This window comes from Vibrio mediterranei (genome assembly GCF_900088415.1).
Lineage (GTDB): Bacteria > Pseudomonadota > Gammaproteobacteria > Enterobacterales > Vibrionaceae > Vibrio > Vibrio mediterranei.
In genome coordinates this window covers 254963-272986 of the sequence record NZ_FLLQ01000003.1, presented here as the reverse complement: position 1 = coordinate 272986, position 18024 = coordinate 254963, and the positions used below count along the sequence as shown (strand labels likewise).

At 44.0% G+C, this 18024-nt stretch carries 14 protein-coding genes; 3 read left to right on the top strand and 11 right to left on the bottom strand.

Features of this window, described 5'->3' with window-relative positions:
• The first annotated feature begins 4 nt into the window (after positions 1-4).
• A complete protein-coding gene (locus tag VME0621_RS11150; protein WP_197498254.1) occupies positions 5-1141 on the top strand; it encodes a tetratricopeptide repeat protein in 1137 nt (378 codons plus the stop codon).
• 61 nt (positions 1142-1202) lie between these two features.
• Here the strand turns inward: VME0621_RS11150 and VME0621_RS11145 are convergent, their stop codons facing one another.
• The 3 genes from VME0621_RS11145 to nfo form a co-directional block, all read right to left on the bottom strand.
• Positions 1203-1754: a hemerythrin domain-containing protein gene (locus tag VME0621_RS11145; RefSeq protein WP_006075429.1), complete on the bottom strand. Its 552-nt coding sequence runs from the start codon at positions 1752-1754 to the stop codon at positions 1203-1205.
• Positions 1755-1854: 100 nt separating this feature from the next.
• Positions 1855-2529: a uracil-DNA glycosylase gene (gene ung / locus VME0621_RS11140; RefSeq protein ID WP_062456775.1), complete on the bottom strand. Its 675-nt coding sequence runs from the start codon at positions 2527-2529 to the stop codon at positions 1855-1857.
• Between the two features lie 347 nt (positions 2530-2876).
• Positions 2877-3728, bottom strand: a complete 852-nt coding sequence (gene nfo, locus VME0621_RS11135; RefSeq protein ID WP_038225560.1) for a deoxyribonuclease IV — start codon at positions 3726-3728, stop codon at positions 2877-2879.
• A gap of 372 nt (positions 3729-4100) precedes the next feature.
• On the opposite strand from nfo, the gene grcA reads away from it, so the two are divergent.
• Positions 4101-4478 (top strand): autonomous glycyl radical cofactor GrcA, encoded by a 378-nt coding sequence (grcA, locus tag VME0621_RS11130; RefSeq protein ID WP_031494358.1) that lies wholly within the window; start codon positions 4101-4103, stop codon positions 4476-4478.
• Positions 4479-4730: 252 nt separating this feature from the next.
• On the opposite strand, the gene tyrS is transcribed toward grcA, so the two are convergent.
• The gene (tyrS, locus tag VME0621_RS11125) at positions 4731-5918 is read right to left on the bottom strand and encodes a tyrosine--tRNA ligase (protein WP_062456773.1); all 1188 of its coding nucleotides are present in this window, start codon (positions 5916-5918) and stop codon (positions 4731-4733) included.
• Positions 5919-6047: 129 nt separating this feature from the next.
• Here tyrS and shyC point away from each other — a divergent pair, with 129 nt between their 5' ends.
• Positions 6048-7337, top strand: coding sequence for a peptidoglycan DD-endopeptidase ShyC (gene shyC, locus VME0621_RS11120; RefSeq protein WP_062456770.1), 1290 nt, complete (start codon positions 6048-6050; stop codon positions 7335-7337).
• Between the two features lie 84 nt (positions 7338-7421).
• On the opposite strand, the gene VME0621_RS11115 is transcribed toward shyC, so the two are convergent.
• The 7 genes from VME0621_RS11115 to VME0621_RS11085 all read right to left on the bottom strand — a co-directional run bounded on the left by VME0621_RS11115 (position 7422) and on the right by VME0621_RS11085 (position 17741).
• Positions 7422-9233 carry an AMP-dependent synthetase/ligase gene (locus VME0621_RS11115; protein WP_062456767.1) on the bottom strand — a complete coding sequence of 604 codons (1812 nt, stop codon included), beginning with the start codon at positions 9231-9233 and terminating at the stop codon, positions 7422-7424.
• Positions 9234-9437: 204 nt separating this feature from the next.
• Positions 9438-10397: a transcriptional regulator LeuO gene (gene leuO, locus VME0621_RS11110; protein WP_006074856.1), complete on the bottom strand. Its 960-nt coding sequence runs from the start codon at positions 10395-10397 to the stop codon at positions 9438-9440.
• 522 nt (positions 10398-10919) lie between these two features.
• Entirely contained in the window at positions 10920-11963 is a 1044-nt protein-coding gene (locus VME0621_RS11105) for an MJ1255/VC2487 family glycosyltransferase (RefSeq protein WP_062456764.1), read from the bottom strand.
• Positions 11964-11975: 12 nt separating this feature from the next.
• On the bottom strand, positions 11976-12509 hold the full coding sequence (locus VME0621_RS11100; RefSeq protein WP_038229191.1) for a phosphatase PAP2 family protein: 534 nt from the start codon (positions 12507-12509) through the stop codon (positions 11976-11978).
• Between the two features lie 160 nt (positions 12510-12669).
• The gene (locus VME0621_RS11095) at positions 12670-15771 is read right to left on the bottom strand and encodes an efflux RND transporter permease subunit (RefSeq protein ID WP_062456761.1); all 3102 of its coding nucleotides are present in this window, start codon (positions 15769-15771) and stop codon (positions 12670-12672) included.
• Entirely contained in the window at positions 15768-17069 is a 1302-nt protein-coding gene (locus VME0621_RS11090) for an efflux RND transporter periplasmic adaptor subunit (RefSeq protein ID WP_062456758.1), read from the bottom strand. The genes VME0621_RS11095 and VME0621_RS11090 overlap by 4 nt, the downstream gene beginning before the upstream one ends.
• Positions 17070-17084: 15 nt before the next feature.
• Positions 17085-17741, bottom strand: a complete 657-nt coding sequence (locus VME0621_RS11085) for a TetR/AcrR family transcriptional regulator (protein ID WP_006074851.1) — start codon at positions 17739-17741, stop codon at positions 17085-17087.
• Between the last annotated feature and the right edge of the window lie 283 nt (positions 17742-18024).

Genomic DNA, 18024 nt, shown 5'->3' with positions numbered 1-18024 from the left:
CTTAGTGACCACTAGCGTAGCTGCTGCCCCGCAACTTGGTATGCGAACAGCAACGCAAGTTTCCAAGGCCTATGAGCTGGAGCAAGAGGATAAACTAAGCGAAGCCATTAAGCTTTTAGAAGGACTGAAGCCGAGTGCCAATTACGACAAAGCGTATGTGGCACGTATGCTAGGCATCTATTATTGGCAAGCTGAACAAGCTGACAAAGCCGTTAAACAGCTGCAAATAGCCGTGAATACGGGGGCATTCGAAGATGAACAAGGTTGGCAAACGGAACGTATGCTGGCAGAACTTTTACTCTCTGAAGATAAACCTGAACAGGCCTTAGTGCACTTCAATCAGCTGACCAAAACCGCTGAAGCAAACAACATCAGCAAAGACCAAATCACCGGAGTATGGCTCAATAAAGCGCGAACTCATTACTTATTGCAGCAATGGAAACCTTTATTGGCGGCAATTAATGAATATCACAGGCGTGACAATACCCCTAAGCTACAGCCATTAAGTTTGCAATTAACGGGTGAGATGCAGTTAAAACGCTTGAAGAGTGCGATTTTGACGACACAAAAGTTATTGGCGTTACAGCCGGATAACCTAATGTGGTGGCAGCAGTTGAGCTCACTCTATATGCAAACTAGGCAGTACAAATTGGCACTGGCAACCTTAGTATCCGCCGAACGCGCTGGTATTGAGTTACCAGAGAATCTTCAGGTCAGCAAAGCTCAGCTTTATTCTCAGCAAGGTATTCCCGAGAAGGCTGCTGAGTCCTATGCCAATTTACAAGTTAAAGAGAGCGATATTGACACCATTATCAAGCAGGCAAGGCATTGGCAAATGGCTCGTGAGTGGTCCAACGCTCAAACGGCTTGGCTAGCTGCAGCAAGGCTTAATGGTAAGTACTATGAAGAGGTGGCAAGGTTGGAGCTTCAGCAAGGCGCATTCAATCAGGCGCTAAGTTCGCTCAATAAAGTCACTGGCATTAATCAACAAGAGAAACTGTTACTGCAAGTGAGAGCCTATGTGGGCCTGAAAGATTACGCCAAGGCGACCAAGGTAGCTCAAGCAGCGCATAGAGAAAAGCCAACCACACAAACCGCAGACTGGTTGCAGTATTTAGAACAAATGAGTCAACCTCGCTAACAATAAAAAACCCAAGCTCAGCTTGGGTTTTTTATTGTTCTTTCATTTCCAAATGTCAAAACTAAACACTTTCGACATCATTTTGCCTGACGCGAGCAGCTAGCTGTTTGTAACGGTCAGCTATCGTATCACCAAAGACCGGGTCGTCTTCAGTCACCGTCCATTGGCTTTCCACTACTTGCCAATCTTGGGTAGTAAACCGTTTTTCGATCAAAGGCAGTACGGATTGTTCTTCCAAATCAAGGTGGCGTTTTTGGTCTTGAATAAACTCCGATAAACGCCCCATGAATACTTCTTGAGGCACCACTGAGTCTTGGAGAATCATCTCGACAACATCTAGAAAAGCATGCGTCTTCTCTGAGAGATCTAGATGGTCGGTCTCAAGGTTCTCTACTTGTTCTTGAGCACCGTATTTTTCAATAAAGTAGTGATAAAGAATGTCTTCTTTGGGGTGATGTATTTTTTCAGAATGATTGGCTAAGTAATCGACAATCTCTTTGACGATACTGTAGTTAATTGGCTGCTCTTTTTCTAGTAAGTGCAATTTTCGATTTAAAATCGCGAGCAATCGCACCATATAACCATGCTCGCGTCTAATCCTTTCGATCATCATGATCCTTCTCCCTAATTTTCCATACTCTTTGTAAGTGTATAAGAGAAAGTAGGATCATGTTTTGAGGGTGCTCGAAAAACCACCAATTGACTAAGATTGCTTAATCAAGTCGTGGTTGCCAATCAACAGGTCGCTTACCCATACTTTGAAGTATTTGATTTGTTTTAGAAAAGTGGCCGCTACCGAAGAAGCCTCTGTGTGCAGACAGTGGGGAAGGATGAGGCGCAGTCAATACGTGATGTTTACTACGGTCTATCATCTTACCTTTCTTTTGAGCATGTGAACCCCATAGCAGGAAGACAATGCCTTCACCGTTCTGATTCAAAGCTTCTATAACTCGGTCAGTAAATGTCTCCCAACCTAATTTAGCATGAGAATGTGCCTGCCCTTGCTCCACAGTCAACACCGTGTTTAACATCAACACACCTTGCTCTGCCCAGCTCTTCAGATAACCGTGCGCAGGTATCTCAAACCCCTCAATATCTTGAGCGAGCTCTTTATACATATTGACCAAAGAAGGTGGTGTCTTTACGCCTGGTAAGACGGAAAAACAAAGTCCGTGAGCCTGATTAGGTCCATGATAGGGATCTTGCCCCAACATCACCACATTCACATCCGAGAACTCAGTAAATCGAAACGCATTAAATACATCTTGAGCAGGAGGGAAAATCGCCTTCCTTTGAGTACGCTGTGCTTCAACATACGCCATGGTCTGTTGAAAGTACTCTTGTTGCTTTTCATTACCGATTACGTCGTGCCATGTGAGTGTTGTCATTGTGGGTCCCTGAAGATGAATACTTCAGGTAGTCTATCACTCAACGAAGGGTCACCACTACTGTCAATTTGGCGTGTCGCCATGCACTTTTCCTCGCCAGAGGCAGTGCTTATTATATTATTTATCGCTCAATGATTAGGATGCTTTATTTGCGGTGTTCGGTAATGACCTTGACCATGAATATGTCGGTTTGGGGTCGGAAAGCGAGTAGAACGCGTAGCATTTGGTCTAGGAGTTACTGGACGAGTCATAATGGCACCTATCTTATCGAATCACACATTTATGCAACATGCATGTAACATAGTATGAAAGAAAGATGCCAAAATGCCATGTAGCACACGAAAAAATCAGCAATTTATTGAAAAATGTCTCAATTGTTGGATCTCATCAGGCCAAATAGTGGGCTCTATTGTTTCTAAAATCAGTGGGATAGAATCAAATCGTTGATCTTGCATGATGTACTCAAAGCACGCCCATCCAATCTCTCCTTTACCAAGCGAGTGATGCCTATCGACCTTACCTCCCAATGGGATCTTTGAATCATTAAGGTGCATGGCTCGCAAATAGTGCATGCCAACAATTCGGTCAAACTCTGAAAATGTGTGCTCGCATGCCTCTTTAGTTCGTAAGTCGTAGCCAGCTGTAAAGGTATGACAGGTATCAAGACATACGCCGACCCTCGATTTATCTTCTACCTTATCAATGATGTGAGCTAAGTGTTCGAAGCGCCAGCCAAGGTTAGTGCCCTGACCTGCGGTGTTTTCAATGACCGCGATGACATCCGGTACTTCTTGATGCGCTAAGTTAATGGATTCGGCAATACGGTCTAAACAATCACTCTCAGACAACTTTTTTAAATGACTTCCCGGATGAAAGTTAAGTAGTGTAAGCCCCAATTGTTGGCACCGCTCCATCTCATCGATAAAAGCAGCTCGAGACTTTTCAAGTTTATCCAACTCCGGCGCACCTAAGTTAATGAGATAAGAGTCGTGCGGAAGAATTTGTTCCGCACGGAAGCCGTACTTTTGGCATTCCGATTTAAATCGTTGGATAACCTCTTCGGTCAACGGTTTTGCCACCCACTGTCGCTGATTCTTAGTAAAAAGTGCAAATGCGTTCGCGCCGATTTCATTTGCCCTTTGTGGCACATTATCAACCCCACCAGCGGCGGAGACATGTGCACCAATAAATTTTTTCATATGATTGACTACCTGATCGAGTTCACAGTTTTTGAACTGTTATTTAGCGATCTTATACTTTCAGTTTTGGTTATGGAAGCCATTGATTTTACCTAAATAGCAAGCTTCTTAAGGCGATTTTGTTGTTTTATTACTACAAAATGCAAATTCAAATAATTTTTAATTATTAAAATATCATTTTAAAGCACCATTTTTAAAGGTTTGATTGACTTCAATCAAGAAATTAACCACAACTTCATTAATGTTTTTTGTTGTATTTTGATCTAAATCAATACTAAAATACCCACAACGGGTTATATATAAGCCAGCTCGACAAGAATTGAAAATTAACACCACAAAAATGCCACTCTGAAAGTGGATTAGGAGATAGTGATGATTCAAGGTATCCAAATTACTAAAGCAGCAAATGACGATCTACTAAACTCAATCTGGTTGATCGACGGTGACAAAAACGAAGCACGTTGCGTTGCAGCAAATGCTGGTTTTGAAGCTGACCAAGTTATCTCTGTTAGCGACTTAGGCGAATACGAAAGCCGCGAAGTAGCAATCGAAGCTGCACCTCGCATCGAAGGTGGCCAACACCTAAACGTAAACGTTCTTAAGCGTGAAACTCTAGAAGACGCTGTTGCTAACCCAGAGAACTACCCACAGCTAACTATCCGTGTTTCTGGTTACGCAGTACGTTTTAACTCGCTAACTCCAGAACAACAACGTGACGTTATCGCTCGTACATTTACTGAGTCTCTATAATTAGAGACGTGATGTAAGCAAATACAGAAAAACAGACGCGCAAGCGTCTGTTTTTTTATGTATGTAAAATTGTGTTCGACACATACAAAAAAACCTCCCGAAGGAGGTTTTCAAAGCACATCAAGCACACACTAATATTTCAATCATGCCATCTACCTTAGGCATGTCATCTATATTAGACATCTCCTCTATCTTAGAGATGTCATCCCTGCGCAGGCAGGGAGCTAACTAATGCACTTACAATATCACCGATTATTTCAGTGTCACTCGAGCAAACTTACGTTTACCGACTTGGTAAACCGCTTGGCCCGCAGCTGGTACTAGCTTAGTATCTTCCACTTTCTCGCCATCGATCTTCACTGCGCCTTGACGAATCATGCGCATTGCATCCGATGTTGAGTTAACCAGTGCTGCTTCTTTTAAAAGGTTACCAATTGGAAGGCCTGCTTCGAATTCGAATTCTGGCATTTCATCCGGCATCGCACCTTTTTGGAAACGATTGATGAACTCTTGCTCAGCCGCATCGGCATCCGCTTCAGTATGGAAGCGTGCGATGATTTCCTTCGCAAGTAGAATCTTAATATCTCGAGGGTTTGCGCCACCCTCAACATCGGCTTTGAACTGTTCAATCTCGCCTAGAGGACGGAATGACAGCAGCTCATAGTAGCTCCACATTAGCTCATCAGAGATAGACATGATCTTACCAAACATCTCTGACGGCGCTTCGCTGACACCAATGTAGTTGTGTGCAGACTTGGACATCTTCTTCTCGCCGTCCAAACCTACTAGAAGCGGCATAGTCAGCACAACCTGTGGTTTCTGACCATGTGATTTTTGAAGCTCACGGCCCATTAATAGGTTGAACTTCTGGTCTGTACCACCAAGCTCTACATCCGTTTTCATCGCTACTGAATCGTAACCTTGTAGCAGTGGATACATAAACTCATGAATTGCGATTGGCTGGTTGTTGCCATAGCGCTTTTTAAAGTCATCACGCTCTAGCATACGAGCTACAGTTTGGTTAGCTGCAAGGCGAATCATGCCCTCAGCACCCAGTTCTGATAGCCACTCAGAGTTAAATGCGATCGTCGTTTTCGCTGGATCTAGGATCTTAAACACTTGCTCTTTGTACGTTTCAGCGTTACGCAAAACGTCTTCACGAGTTAGCGGTGGACGCGTCGTGTTTTTGCCCGTTGGGTCACCAACCATACCAGTGAAGTCACCGATTAAGAAAGTCACATCATGACCTAGGTCTTGGAATGCACGTAACTTATTCAAAATTACTGTGTGACCTAGGTGAATATCTGGTGCTGTAGGATCGGCACCCAGTTTGATGCGTAGAGGACGGTCCTCTTTTAACTTAGCAATCAGTTCTTCTTCTGGAATTAGCTCGTCAACACCACGTTTGATCTCAGCCAACGCTGCTTCAAGGTTCGCCATTCTTGTTCACTCCCACAGATTTGGCAAAAATATAATAGTTGGACATCTTACTTGAATAGCGATGTTTTTTGAAACCAGTTAGACTAATTGGTTTAGGAAATTTCAAAAATAATGTTGAATTGAACTCTCATGGTATCTGTTTTTAAGCGCCTGCCTTGGCTTCACCGTGCGCTCATCGCCTTTTTTACGGCACTAATCGTTGTTGCCTTGTTCCTGCCAGACGTAACTGAGCTGGATGATGGGAATGACCGACTTGAAGTCGGCAAGCATTACGCCCTAACGATTGACAATAGCGCCTTTCCTATTGGTGATGCCATTCCACCAACCGTTGTACTCAATTGGGAAGAGCATACTGTTCGCTCTGGAGAAAGCGCTGCCATTCTCTTTCAACGTTTAGGACTGTCGCCACGCTTGCTGCATGAGTTAATTTATACCAATAACGATATTAAACAGCAGCTCTCGAAATTGAGACCGGGAGATAAGCTAACATTCGGATTCGACGAGAATAGCGACTTTATCCAGCTAAAACGTAGGATTAACGACTATGAAACGTTCAAGATCACTCGTACTGATGACGGATTTACCTCGACTTGGGCTAAAAAAGAGGTCGACTATCAATACAATTACGCACAAGCACAAATTTCATCTAACTTTTGGAACGCTGGGATTTCAGCTGGATTAACTGCTAATCAAATTATGGAGTTGGCCGGTATTTTCGGTTGGGATATCGACTTCGCGTTAGATATTCGCTCCGGTGACAGTTTTCAATTGCTATACCAAGAAAAAGTCGTGGAAGGAGAAGTGATCGGCCGTGGCAAAATTATCGCTGCGATTTTTAAAAACCAAGGCGATACCTTCAAGGCGATATTAGACGATAAGACGGGTAACTATTACGACGAAAATGGTCGCGCAATGAAGAAAGCGTTCTTGCGTTCCCCACTCGATTTTCGCCGTGTAACCTCAAACTTTAACCCAACTCGTCGCCACCCAGTGACCGGAAAAGTTCGCGCCCACCGAGGCACCGATTATGCCGCGCCAGTCGGTACACCAATTTGGGCTGCTGGTGACGGTATTGTCCAGAAATCCAGTTATAACCAGTTCAATGGTAATTATGTATTCATCAAACACAGCAATACGTATATCACCAAGTACTTGCACTTGACGAAGCGAACCGTAAAAACCGGACAACGAGTAAAACAAGGTCAAACTATTGGTACACTTGGCGGGACAGGTCGTGTAACCGGACCTCACCTTCACTATGAATTCTTAGTAAATGGCGTCCATAAGAACCCGAGAACGGTAAAACTGCCGCAGTCTAAGTCGTTAACAGGTAAAGCTAAGCAGACCTTCCTAGCCAATGCTGAGAACCGGCTCAACACCTTAGATAGATACAGTGAATTGTTGTACGCCAATAACTAAGTTCAAAAGCCGGAACACCAAAATAGAAAACCCTAGCGAATAGCTAGGGTTTTTCTTTTACTACTGCAGCTTAATCGCTAGAGCTTAGTGTGGCTTATTTGGGGTATCGCGATACATCTCTTCAATTTCATCTTGGTAGCGATCGTTGATCACTTTACGGCGAAGCTTTTGCGTTGGCGTCAGCTCACCTTTATCCATAGAGAAACCCGTCGGCAGCAACTTGAACTTTTTCACCTGCTCAAACTTTGCCAGCTCTTTTTGCAGTTCAGTAATACGCTTCTCAAACATCTCAACCACTTCATTGTGCTTAATCAGCTCAAGACGATCATGATATTTAATATTAAGCTCTTTAGCGTACTCTTCTAACGTATCAAAACATGGCACGATCAGCGCCGACACGAATTTACGGGTATCGGCAATAACAGCAATTTGCTCGATGTAATGGTCTTTACCAATCGCACCTTCAATCGCTTGTGGGGCAATATACTTACCATTTGAGGTTTTCATTAGCTCTTTAATACGGTCAGTGATAAACAGATTACCTCGCTCATCAAATTGACCCGCATCACCAGTTTTTAGGAAACCATCGGCATCAAACGTCTGCGCTGTTTCTTCCGGCAATTTATAGTAGCCACGCATAACCATTGGTCCGCGAACTAATATTTCATTGTTCTCGCCAATTTTCACTTCCGCACCAGGCATCGGCATACCGATAGAGTCTGGGTTATAACAAGTATCGTCCCAGCACGAGACGGTTGCCGTTGTTTCGGTCATACCGTAGCCAAGCTTGACATTGATACCAATGGCTTGAAAAAAGCGACCAATGGTTTCATCAAGTTTAGCGCCGCCACAAGGCATAAAGTTAATACGTCCACCTAGTAGCTCACGTAACTTACTCAACACCAACTTGTCTGCCAATGCATGACTCTTCTTAAGAATCAATGAAGGCTCAACGTTGTCCTGACGGCATTGTGCCATTTTCGCACCCATGTTGACCGCCCAGGTAAACATAATCTTGCGATGAACGGGCGCTTTAGAAACACGTTCATGAATAGCTGAGAAGATTTTTTCGTAGAAACGAGGCACCGCACTCATTACTGTAGGACGAATCTCACTCAATGCATCACGAACCTGCATTGTATCTTGTAGATAGCAGTTGGTGCCGCCTTGATACAATACATAGAACGTCCAAGCACGCTCGAACACGTGTGATAGCGGTAAGAAGCACATTGATACGTCTCGATCAGTAAGGCTTAACCTTGCATCATGACCTTTCAATTGTGCTGCGATGTTAGCGTAATCTAGCATTACACCTTTAGGTTGACCTGTGGTACCAGACGTATAAATCAGCGTTAGCAGATCATCGTAATTGGCCTGTTCTAGTCGCTCTGATAGCGTGGACTGTTGTTCAATGCTGGCATCAGACATAAAGCTTTGCCAGCTCACACTGAAATCATTTTCAGCCAGAACGATGTCATCACTCATCGCAACGATAAGCTCTAACTGACTGCACTCTTCATAGATAGATAAAGCCGCGTCATACTGCGCTTGCTCACCAACGAACAAGATACGAACATCTGCGTTCTGAACGATATAGCTGGTTTGAGCTGGGGTATTTGTAGGATATAGCGGTACGGTTACCGCGCGAATTTGCAATGCTGCTAAGTCAGCAATTGTCCACTTCGGCATGTTATTGGAAATGATACCGATTTTGTCTTGAGGTTGGATTCCTTTTCCAAGTAGAGCCAGAGATAACGCATCAACGTTTACCCCAAACTCCTTCCAGCTAATCCCTTGCCACACATTGTTGATTTTATGTCGTAAGGCGATCTTGTCGCCACCTTGTGCGATTCGGTCACGAATCTTCTTTACAATATGGAAATCTAAATTAGCCATGTTCTATCTTTACCTTTTAGCTTACACATGTAAGCTTTTTGAGCGCACAAGTGTACCTATGCTCGTAAAAAAGGCAACCGACCTATATCAAAGTTATCAATAATAGTTATCGGTTTAATCATTCAATGATAATAACTTTCTGTAAAAACTAAAAAAGCCCTGTACAGATACTGTTCAGGGCTTGCTCTAGAAAGTTGTAATAGACTATGACAACGCGACAACTTCGCCGCAGATGACCATCAACTGATCACGCAACCAGATGTGACCTTTATCTTTCTCACTCGACTCGTGCCAACTCAAGTAGCCGCTGATTTTGGTGTTTTCTAATGGCAGTGAAAGTACTTGTAGCTGCTCTTTATTAACCGCATTTTCTACCAACCAACGTGGTGCGATAGTCACAAGCTCAGATTGACCTACCACATAAAGCACGTTGCTTAGACTGGTGCCTTCATACGAAGCTTGGCACTCCAGTTCACGATATGCTTGCTCAGAGAAGCTGCGAACACCGTGTACTTTAGATAACTTAGCGTGCTTTTCATGTGCTAACTGAGCAGTGCTCACTACACCATGAATTCGTGGGTGATTCTTGGCAGCAACTACAACCAGTTCATCTTGGAAGATCTCTGTGCTTGAGAAGCCTTGCGCATCATAACGAGCGTAATCAATGACAAAATCAATTTCTTGATAGCGCATGCGATCTGCCAGTTGACGATCAGCTTCAGCGTCCAAGTGCAATTGAACGTGAGGCGCTTGCTCGGAAATAGTGTGCATGATTTTTGGAGCAAAACGCATATCACATGGAGAACAAATTGCCATTTTGAACAGGCGAGTTGATGTTTCTGGTGTAAAAATAGAACTCGGTAGTTCATTGCGAATCAACTGCAATGCTTGGCGCACAGGACCAAACAGCTGACGAGCACGTTGTGTTGGTTGAATACCACGACCCTGACGCATAAATAGCTCATCGTTGAACATCACTTTAAGGCGCGCAACGGCATTACTAACTGCTGGTTGCGACATACCCAAATTGTGTGCCGCGCGAGTGATATTCTGCTCTTGCATCACTGCGTCGAAAACAGTCAATAGGTTTAGATCTACGCCGCGTAATGTGCTTTCCATGCGGTAGCTAGCGATAGCGCTCATAGCATCTTTTTTGTCTAACATTTAGTAAACCTCGTGTAATTTCAATCTCGAATATGTGAGTAAGGATTAATGATTAGCAACAGGAGTTATTTACTCGCTACCACTACGTACCTTACAACGTTCTATTAATCCTCTGCATAGTTCGAGGACAAAACAAACCATCTACTAATAACAAACCCAACACCAACAAGTTTGACAAAGAATCACCAAATTTTATCGATATAAATACATTATCCATTAACAACAATAAGTTACATTATATATAAAAAAAGATAAATTACATTTTTAATAACTTTTGTCCGTTACAACTTCTAAAACCATAACTAGTAAGTATATCTTTCGAAATTTCCAACGCATTAGCTATATCTAACTACCATATAGAACCACTTTCAAAGTATTCGCATAATAGATACATCATATCTATCATTAAAAATGAATTGATACTTATAGCAAATACAACAACGACGTATTACAGGGCTTTAATCGCAAAAAAGCCGCTCAATGCGGCTTTTCGTTAAAGTGATAAAGGTGGCTAAACGATCGTTAAATGGAAGCGTAACTCGGAAAATCAACTTTCTCCCATAAACGATGACATAGCTGCTGGCTACAATCCCAGTTTCCAGCTATTAGCCACTCCGCAATCTCGTTAGCAACATCTGGATAGGTTACTCGTTCAGCTTGCTTTTCATCTAACCAAGCACGAATGACTGATGCATCAAGGAAGTCCATGGACTGAGCAAGCCCTAAGCTCTCTAGCGTTGCGGCATTACTTTGTTGTTCAAACTGACCATCAAGTGGTTTTACCAATAGCTTCTTACCTAAGCTCAGTGCTTCAGACGGCAACTCAAACCCACCATTGGCGATTACCCCTTGGCAACGGTGCAGATCGCGCTGAAACTGCTCATGACTCAGCGGCTTCATCAGAATGTTTTCGACTTGTTGCTGCTCAATAATCTCAGGGTGATAACAGATAAAGCGTTGATTTACGAAGCGCAATAGCACATCGATAATGGTTTGTGTGTTTTCAAAAGGCAGGTAAATTAATACGAAGTCTTCCGAGGTCACATCATGTCCGTTGGTATGAACAATAGGCGGTAAGATAGGTTGGCCAAAATGATACCAATGCAGACCTAGTTGATACTGAGAAGGTGCAAAATGTTGGATAACTGAGTCATCAATCCAGTTCGCCCCCTTTTGTGGTACATCAAATAGAAACGCATTTTGATGGCTGATGCTGACGGTTGGTACGTTTTGAGAGCGCGCTGCCCAAGCCGTGATTGGCTCAAAGTCGTTGATGACTAAGTCATAGTCCGAGACATCCATTTGTCTCACTTCACTAAAAAAGCTGGTTAAACTATTTTCCATTACTGTTTTCAAGTAATTAACCTTGCCATCCTCGGTCACAAAACTAAATCCCCGTCGGGTTTGGTAATCACCAAATTGCTCCATGGAAAAATACTTGTCTTTGTCGCGTCCGGAAAATAGAAAATCTACCTCGACATCATGAGACTTCAGTGCCTGAGACATCGCTCTCGCTCTGGCAATATGTCCATTTCCAGTCCCCTGAACACCGTAAAGAATCTTCATCAATATCACCTTTTAAACTAACTCAAGCACGTAACTGATCGATACATGCGCAGCGGATACACCTAAGACAGCACCAATAACTACATCAGTAAGAAAGTGAACCCCGAGCAGAATTCGTGACGCACCAATCAGCAACGCCCATATCAAAGCAGCGTCATACCAAGCTGGATAGAAGTGCCCGATTATTGTTGCCATTAGAAATGCCGCTGCGGTATGCCCTGAAGGCAGACTGTAACGATCAGAAGGTGTAATGAAGGCCTGAAGAAGATGAGAGAACTCTTCAGGACGGCGGCGTTTAAAACTGTTCTTCGTTAACCAATAAATAGGTAGCTCAATGGCGAAAGCCAGCAACGCAGCAGCAAAGAACAAACGCCCTGCCACATCGTCCATAAACCAAATCATCAATCCTAATATTAGGTAAAGATGACCATCTCCAGTTCTGGACACCCAACGGCTGATCTTAGCGACCGGAGCATTAAAGCGATGCTGCAAGCAAAACAATGAAAAGGCTAAATCCATTCGCGCAATTGGCTCAATGGTTCTCATAACTCACTCCTTGTGATAACGAGTAACTCATGATCAAAAAGTAGTCAGCAACAATGACAATTAGGTGACGATTTATTGGAGAAATGATGAAAGTTAGTGGCTGAGGAACTCAGCTCACTAACTTGTAGAATGGAAGTAAGGAATATTATGTTTACGCGAATTAGATTTCTTCGTGTTTGTGGACCAATCCCCAGTCAGCCAATATAGCGTACGCCGATGGAATCATAAATAACACCAAGGCTGTCGAAGCAAAAATACCAAACACAATCGAAATAACGAGCGGCTGAATAACCTGAGCTTGCAAGCTGGTCTCGGTAAGTAGAGGCAATAAACCTGCCGCCGTAGTCATTGACGTTAAGAACACCGCACGAAAACGTTCACGGCTCGCTTTAACCACAGAGTCATGCACTGAATCGCCTTCATCCACATGGTGACGTATGTACTGAACCAAGAGAATCGAGTCATTCACTACAATACCGGCTAGCGACACAAATCCCATAATGCTTGGCATACTCATTGAGTGTCCTAACAGCAAGTGCCCCCATACCACACCAATAAAGGCTAAAGGAATCGCCAACATAACCACAAAAGGTTCAAGGTAACTTCTGAACTGATAACTCAGAATGGTGAATACGCCAAATAATCCTAATAGGAACCCTTTTGCCATTGACGCGCCAGTTTCTGCACTGTCTTTGGTTTCCCCCTCGAAGTCAAATCTCAATCCTGGATATTCTTGCTGTAGCTTGCTGACTTCTTCAGCGCGGAACTGGCTGATAATATCGGTCGAGCTAGCTTTAGATGCGTCAACATCACCAAATACGCTCACGGTTCTCAAACCATCAACACGTTGGATACGCACATAGTTACGCTGAAAATCTAACGTCGCGACAGAAGCCAGAGGAACTTGTGAACCGTCCGCCAGGAAAATCGGGAAATTAGCCAGCTGCTGGATATCACCAATATCTTGCTTATTGAGTTTCACCTCAATTTTAATGTTTTCCACCCCTACCTGAATTTCATCGGCAGTTTGACCAAAAAACGCGGCTCGAAGCTGGCTAGCAATCAGCTGACCATTAACACCAAAGCTCTCGGCACCTGGGCGTAATTTGACCAGAATTTCTTCTTTACCTAAACGCATATCGTCCAAGACACCACTGACACCATCAAACTCATTCAAGTATTGCTGTATCTCAACGGACGCCGCTTTTAGCATGCCTAGGTCATCATGCTTAATGCGAATTTCCAATGCACGGCCACCCGGCCCCATTGTCGGTTGCTTGAAAACTAATGAGATCGGATCAGCAAGCTCTCCCACATCTTCTCTCCAAGCCGCAATAAAATCATCGATCAAAGTGTTTCGCTGCTCAGCACTGAGCAAATCCAGTCTCACAGTAGCAATATGTGGCCCTGATTCGTTAGCATCACGGTTGGTATTGAACTGACTAGTAATTTGTTTTACCAGTGCTTCGCCACCTTCCATTTCGTCGCTCCACTGCTTATTGAGTTTTTCAGCCGACGCTACAATTTTATCAACAACACGCTCTGTTTGAGACAAGGAAGCTCCTGGTGGAAGGATGATCCTCGCTTCAGCAATATCGCCATCTAATGAAGGGAATGGGTGGAACTTCACTACTCCACCAGCGATTAAGCTCACCGAGATAAGTAACATCGCAAAGACACTGCCCATAAAGGCATAGCGGTAGGAAACGACTTTGTCGACCGCATTCACTAATGTTGTATTGCGAAAATGCTCAAACCGCTCGAGTAACACGCGCTTGAACTTTACGGGAGGCTTATCTTTATTATGTTTATGCAGCGAGTGAGACAAGTGATTCGGCAAAATCAAAAATGCTTCAACCAGACTAAGCGACAACACCAAAATCAACACTTGTGGCACAGCACGCAGCACCGCCCCCATTTCTCCTTGCAGGAAGAGCAAGCTGCCGAAAATACACACGGTAGTCAAAAACGAGGAGATAACACCGGGTAGGACTTTCTTCACTCCATTGATGACCGCATCATCGATACTCTGTCCTCGATCAAGGTGAGATTGAATCGACTCTGCGATAACGATAGCATCATCCATCATGATACCGATGGCCATTAATAGCCCAACTAGCGACATGATATTGATCGACAGCCCGAGGTTAGCCATCAAGAAAAGACCACCAAGAAATGCCACCGGTAAGCCAGCGGCAACCCAAAACGAATAACGGAAACTAAAGAATAACCACATCGTCGCAAAGACTAATAAGATCCCCTGCCAGCCATTTTTGACCATCATGGTCAGACGATCCCAAAGTACCGATGACATATCGTTGGTCATTTCTAACGTCACGCCTTCTGGTGCGATAAGTCGCTGTGCATCCACAAATTTAGTGACCTGCTCTTTTACACGCAGTGCATCATCTTCTTTGTTTTTACTGATCTTCAGCACTGCAGAAGGCTTACCGTTGAACAGTACCTTTTGCTCATCAAGCTCAAAGCGGTCGGTAATGGTCGCTACATCTTTCAGGCGAATAAGTGCACCGCTGGGACTTGAACCGACAACAATAGACTCCAACTCTTGCGGAGTTACTCGTCGTTCATCAAAACGAATTAAGAAATTTTTGTCTTCAGTTTCAACATTACCACTCGGTAACTTGATGTTCTGATTACCAATTTGCACCGCGATATCGCTGATACTGAGCCCCATTTGGCGCATGATTTGAGTGTTCAACTCCACACGATATTGGTGATCCGAGAAACCGCTCACATCGACAAGTGATACACCATAATCTAGCTTTAGAATGCGCTTGAGCTGCTCGGCGTACGCTTTTAGCTCTGGCCAACTGGTGTCTGCTGTTATAGCAACGTCTACCACAGGCTCATTCCAATCCAGCTCTTGAACTACTGGAGATTCAATCTCGTCAGGAAAGTCGTTGATAGCATTAATTTGAGTTTGCACATCCACCAGCATACGGCCGATGTCTGCTCGCTCATTGAGTTTAAGCGTTAAACGCGCAGAACCTTCAATCGCTTCACATTTGGTTTCTTCAATATTTGATAGGCCATCGACGGCATCTTCCATTCGTACGCAGAGACTCTCTTCCACTTCCTGTGGCGATGCCCCCGGATAAGTGATAGCTGCCATAATATAAGGCGGATCAAACTCCGGGAAGGTTTCACGTTTTATGGTCGACAATGACGAGATACCCAAGATCAACAATGCCAACATTAGCAAATTGGCAGCAGTTGGGTGCTTAGAGAAAAATCGAATCATTGGCTTGCCTCGTCGATGCTTTCTCGGACTAACATTCCTTCAATAGCGGGCAAAATATCGTTCAGAATCACTTTCTCACCTTGCTGTAGGTCACCAGTGATGATCACTTGATTATCCCTACGGTAAGAGACTTGTACCGAACGCATTTCAAGGCGATTTTCATCGTTCATCAAATAGATTTTATCGCCGTGCAATGCGCGTTCAGGCACGAGCCAAGATGGTTGTTTCTGTCCTTCAATGGTTGCTTTTACAAACATCCCATTGACCAGCACTGGCGTACCCGCAAGGCCGTTGTTGCTTGGCAATTGAGAAACTTCCAGAATCACACCTGCTGTCGCTTGGTTGGCATCAACGGTTTCGCTGACACGTGCCACTTTAGCTGGCCAAGTTGCCGTAAGGTTTCCGCTACTCAATTCCACAGTGGCTTGCAGCTTATCTAGTTCAACATTACCACTTTGGCTCTCATCCCAATTCAGGGTATTCGACAACAGCTGCAAATCGTGAATCGACAACTGCGCTTCTACTTCCATCACATCGTTTAGGTGTGCTGTAACCATGGTTTGCTGCAAGTTCACAACTTGGTTTAACTCAGCATCCACTTCAGAAACACGCATCGTAACGGGCAAAACAATGCGAGTCTTTTCCAATGAGCGCTTCGCTTCATCTACTTTCGCTTGGTTCACTTTCACCAAAGCTTGGGAGACACCTCTTTCATCCGGCATCAACGCCAATTGGTTTTCAATATCTTGAACCAACTTTTTCTGCGACAGCATATTTTGCTTTTGAGTATCGACATCAGACTGAGACGTTAAGCCACGCTTATTGAGGTCCACACGGCGCTGGTATTCGTTTTCCGCGAGTTGTAAGCGGTTTATCTCAATAGATAGTGTTTGTTTCAGGTTCGTCTCTTCTTGGTCTAAACGAGCCAATTGAGTTTCGCTTGATTTAAGGTCGGCAATCGCCTGTGATAGCTTGAGTTCGTAATCTAAAGGGTCAATACGAAGAATTTCCGTTCCCGCCGCTACCACGGTGCCTTTTTCTAAATTCGGATGCTTGTATACCACCGCTCCTGTCACCTCTGCGATGGCCTTCCACTCAACTTTCGGTTCAGCTCGACCAAAGCCAATTGCGATAGGCGCTGACATCTGCGGTGCTAGAGTCATGGTATCCACGACTCTTGAACGATCTCCAGCGGGTTTCGTTGGCACATCGGGTCTCAGGTTTATTGCTGCAATGAGCGCAATTACACCAACTGCAAAGGCAGGAAAAAACAACAGCTTTTTATTTTTAGACGTCATAAGGTCACATTCTGATTAGTCGTTAGTAGGGTCGCGTAACAGCGCACGTGATAGCAATGAGATGTTGTGTTCGAGCAACTCATCTAGAAAGGCTTCATTCAGTTCGATTCCGTGTAGTTGCAACATGGCAGGTGGCGCGACAAACGGAAACACCATGAGTGATATGAACGATACTTTACAAAGCTTCGGATCAATATCATCACGTAAATATCCTGCCTGTTGCAGTCGACCAAACATCAGGTCATGGTCTGGGCGAGCAAGATCAACAAACACTTTTTCAAACAGTCGTCTCTGTGTCGCCGAGGGAGGCATATGCATGATTTGAGCGACTAAACGCGGGAACTGTGGAACTTTGTTCATTTCGTGATAATAAATACGCATAAAATCAAACAAGTTACGATGATCGCCTTTCATAAAAACTTCATCCATTTTGTTTTTCATCGGGGCGATGGTCTCACGAACCATGGTTTCGAAGAGCCCCTCTTTGTTGCCAAAGTAGTAACGAATCATCGCAATATTGACGCCCGCTCGTTGCGCAATCAGGCGAGTCGATACCTTATCGTATGGCATGACAACAAACAGTTCACGAGCATGCTCTAGCAGCTTTTGTCGCGCGTCAGTTTGCTTTCTAGGGCGGCCTACCTTTCTCTTCTCTTGTTCCACAGGCTGCATAATTTAACCTTAATTATTAATCACAAGATTAATTATAGGACTGATACCTTTGCTTTATGCAGAACAATAATTCATCACAATTTAATCATTTGATTAATTTACTATTGAAAACGCTGAGACTGCAGTGCTCACTGATCCGATATCCAAGAAAAATCAGATTAACCCTTGACGCATGAGCTTGAGTGCGGTACTAATCTTGTAACTTAATTTTGTGGAATGCATAACAGTGTCATTACGTTTTTCTCTACTCCTGAACCTCCTCCTTATCGTGAAAACATCGCGC

Coding starts and splice junctions, on each gene's coding strand:
- VME0621_RS11145 (WP_006075429.1), bottom strand. CDS start 1,754: ATGATGATCGAAAGGATTAGACGCGAGCATGGTTATATGGTGCGATTG.
- ung (WP_062456775.1), bottom strand. CDS start 2,529: ATGACAACACTCACATGGCACGACGTAATCGGTAATGAAAAGCAACAA.
- nfo (WP_038225560.1), bottom strand. CDS start 3,728: ATGAAAAAATTTATTGGTGCACATGTCTCCGCCGCTGGTGGGGTTGAT.
- grcA (WP_031494358.1), top strand. CDS start 4,101: ATGATTCAAGGTATCCAAATTACTAAAGCAGCAAATGACGATCTACTA.
- tyrS (WP_062456773.1), bottom strand. CDS start 5,918: ATGGCGAACCTTGAAGCAGCGTTGGCTGAGATCAAACGTGGTGTTGAC.
- shyC (WP_062456770.1), top strand. CDS start 6,048: ATGGTATCTGTTTTTAAGCGCCTGCCTTGGCTTCACCGTGCGCTCATC.
- VME0621_RS11115 (WP_062456767.1), bottom strand. CDS start 9,233: ATGGCTAATTTAGATTTCCATATTGTAAAGAAGATTCGTGACCGAATC.
- leuO (WP_006074856.1), bottom strand. CDS start 10,397: ATGTTAGACAAAAAAGATGCTATGAGCGCTATCGCTAGCTACCGCATG.
- VME0621_RS11105 (WP_062456764.1), bottom strand. CDS start 11,963: ATGAAGATTCTTTACGGTGTTCAGGGGACTGGAAATGGACATATTGCC.
- VME0621_RS11100 (WP_038229191.1), bottom strand. CDS start 12,509: ATGAGAACCATTGAGCCAATTGCGCGAATGGATTTAGCCTTTTCATTG.
- VME0621_RS11095 (WP_062456761.1), bottom strand. CDS start 15,771: ATGATTCGATTTTTCTCTAAGCACCCAACTGCTGCCAATTTGCTAATG.
- VME0621_RS11090 (WP_062456758.1), bottom strand. CDS start 17,069: ATGACGTCTAAAAATAAAAAGCTGTTGTTTTTTCCTGCCTTTGCAGTT.
- VME0621_RS11085 (WP_006074851.1), bottom strand. CDS start 17,741: ATGCAGCCTGTGGAACAAGAGAAGAGAAAGGTAGGCCGCCCTAGAAAG.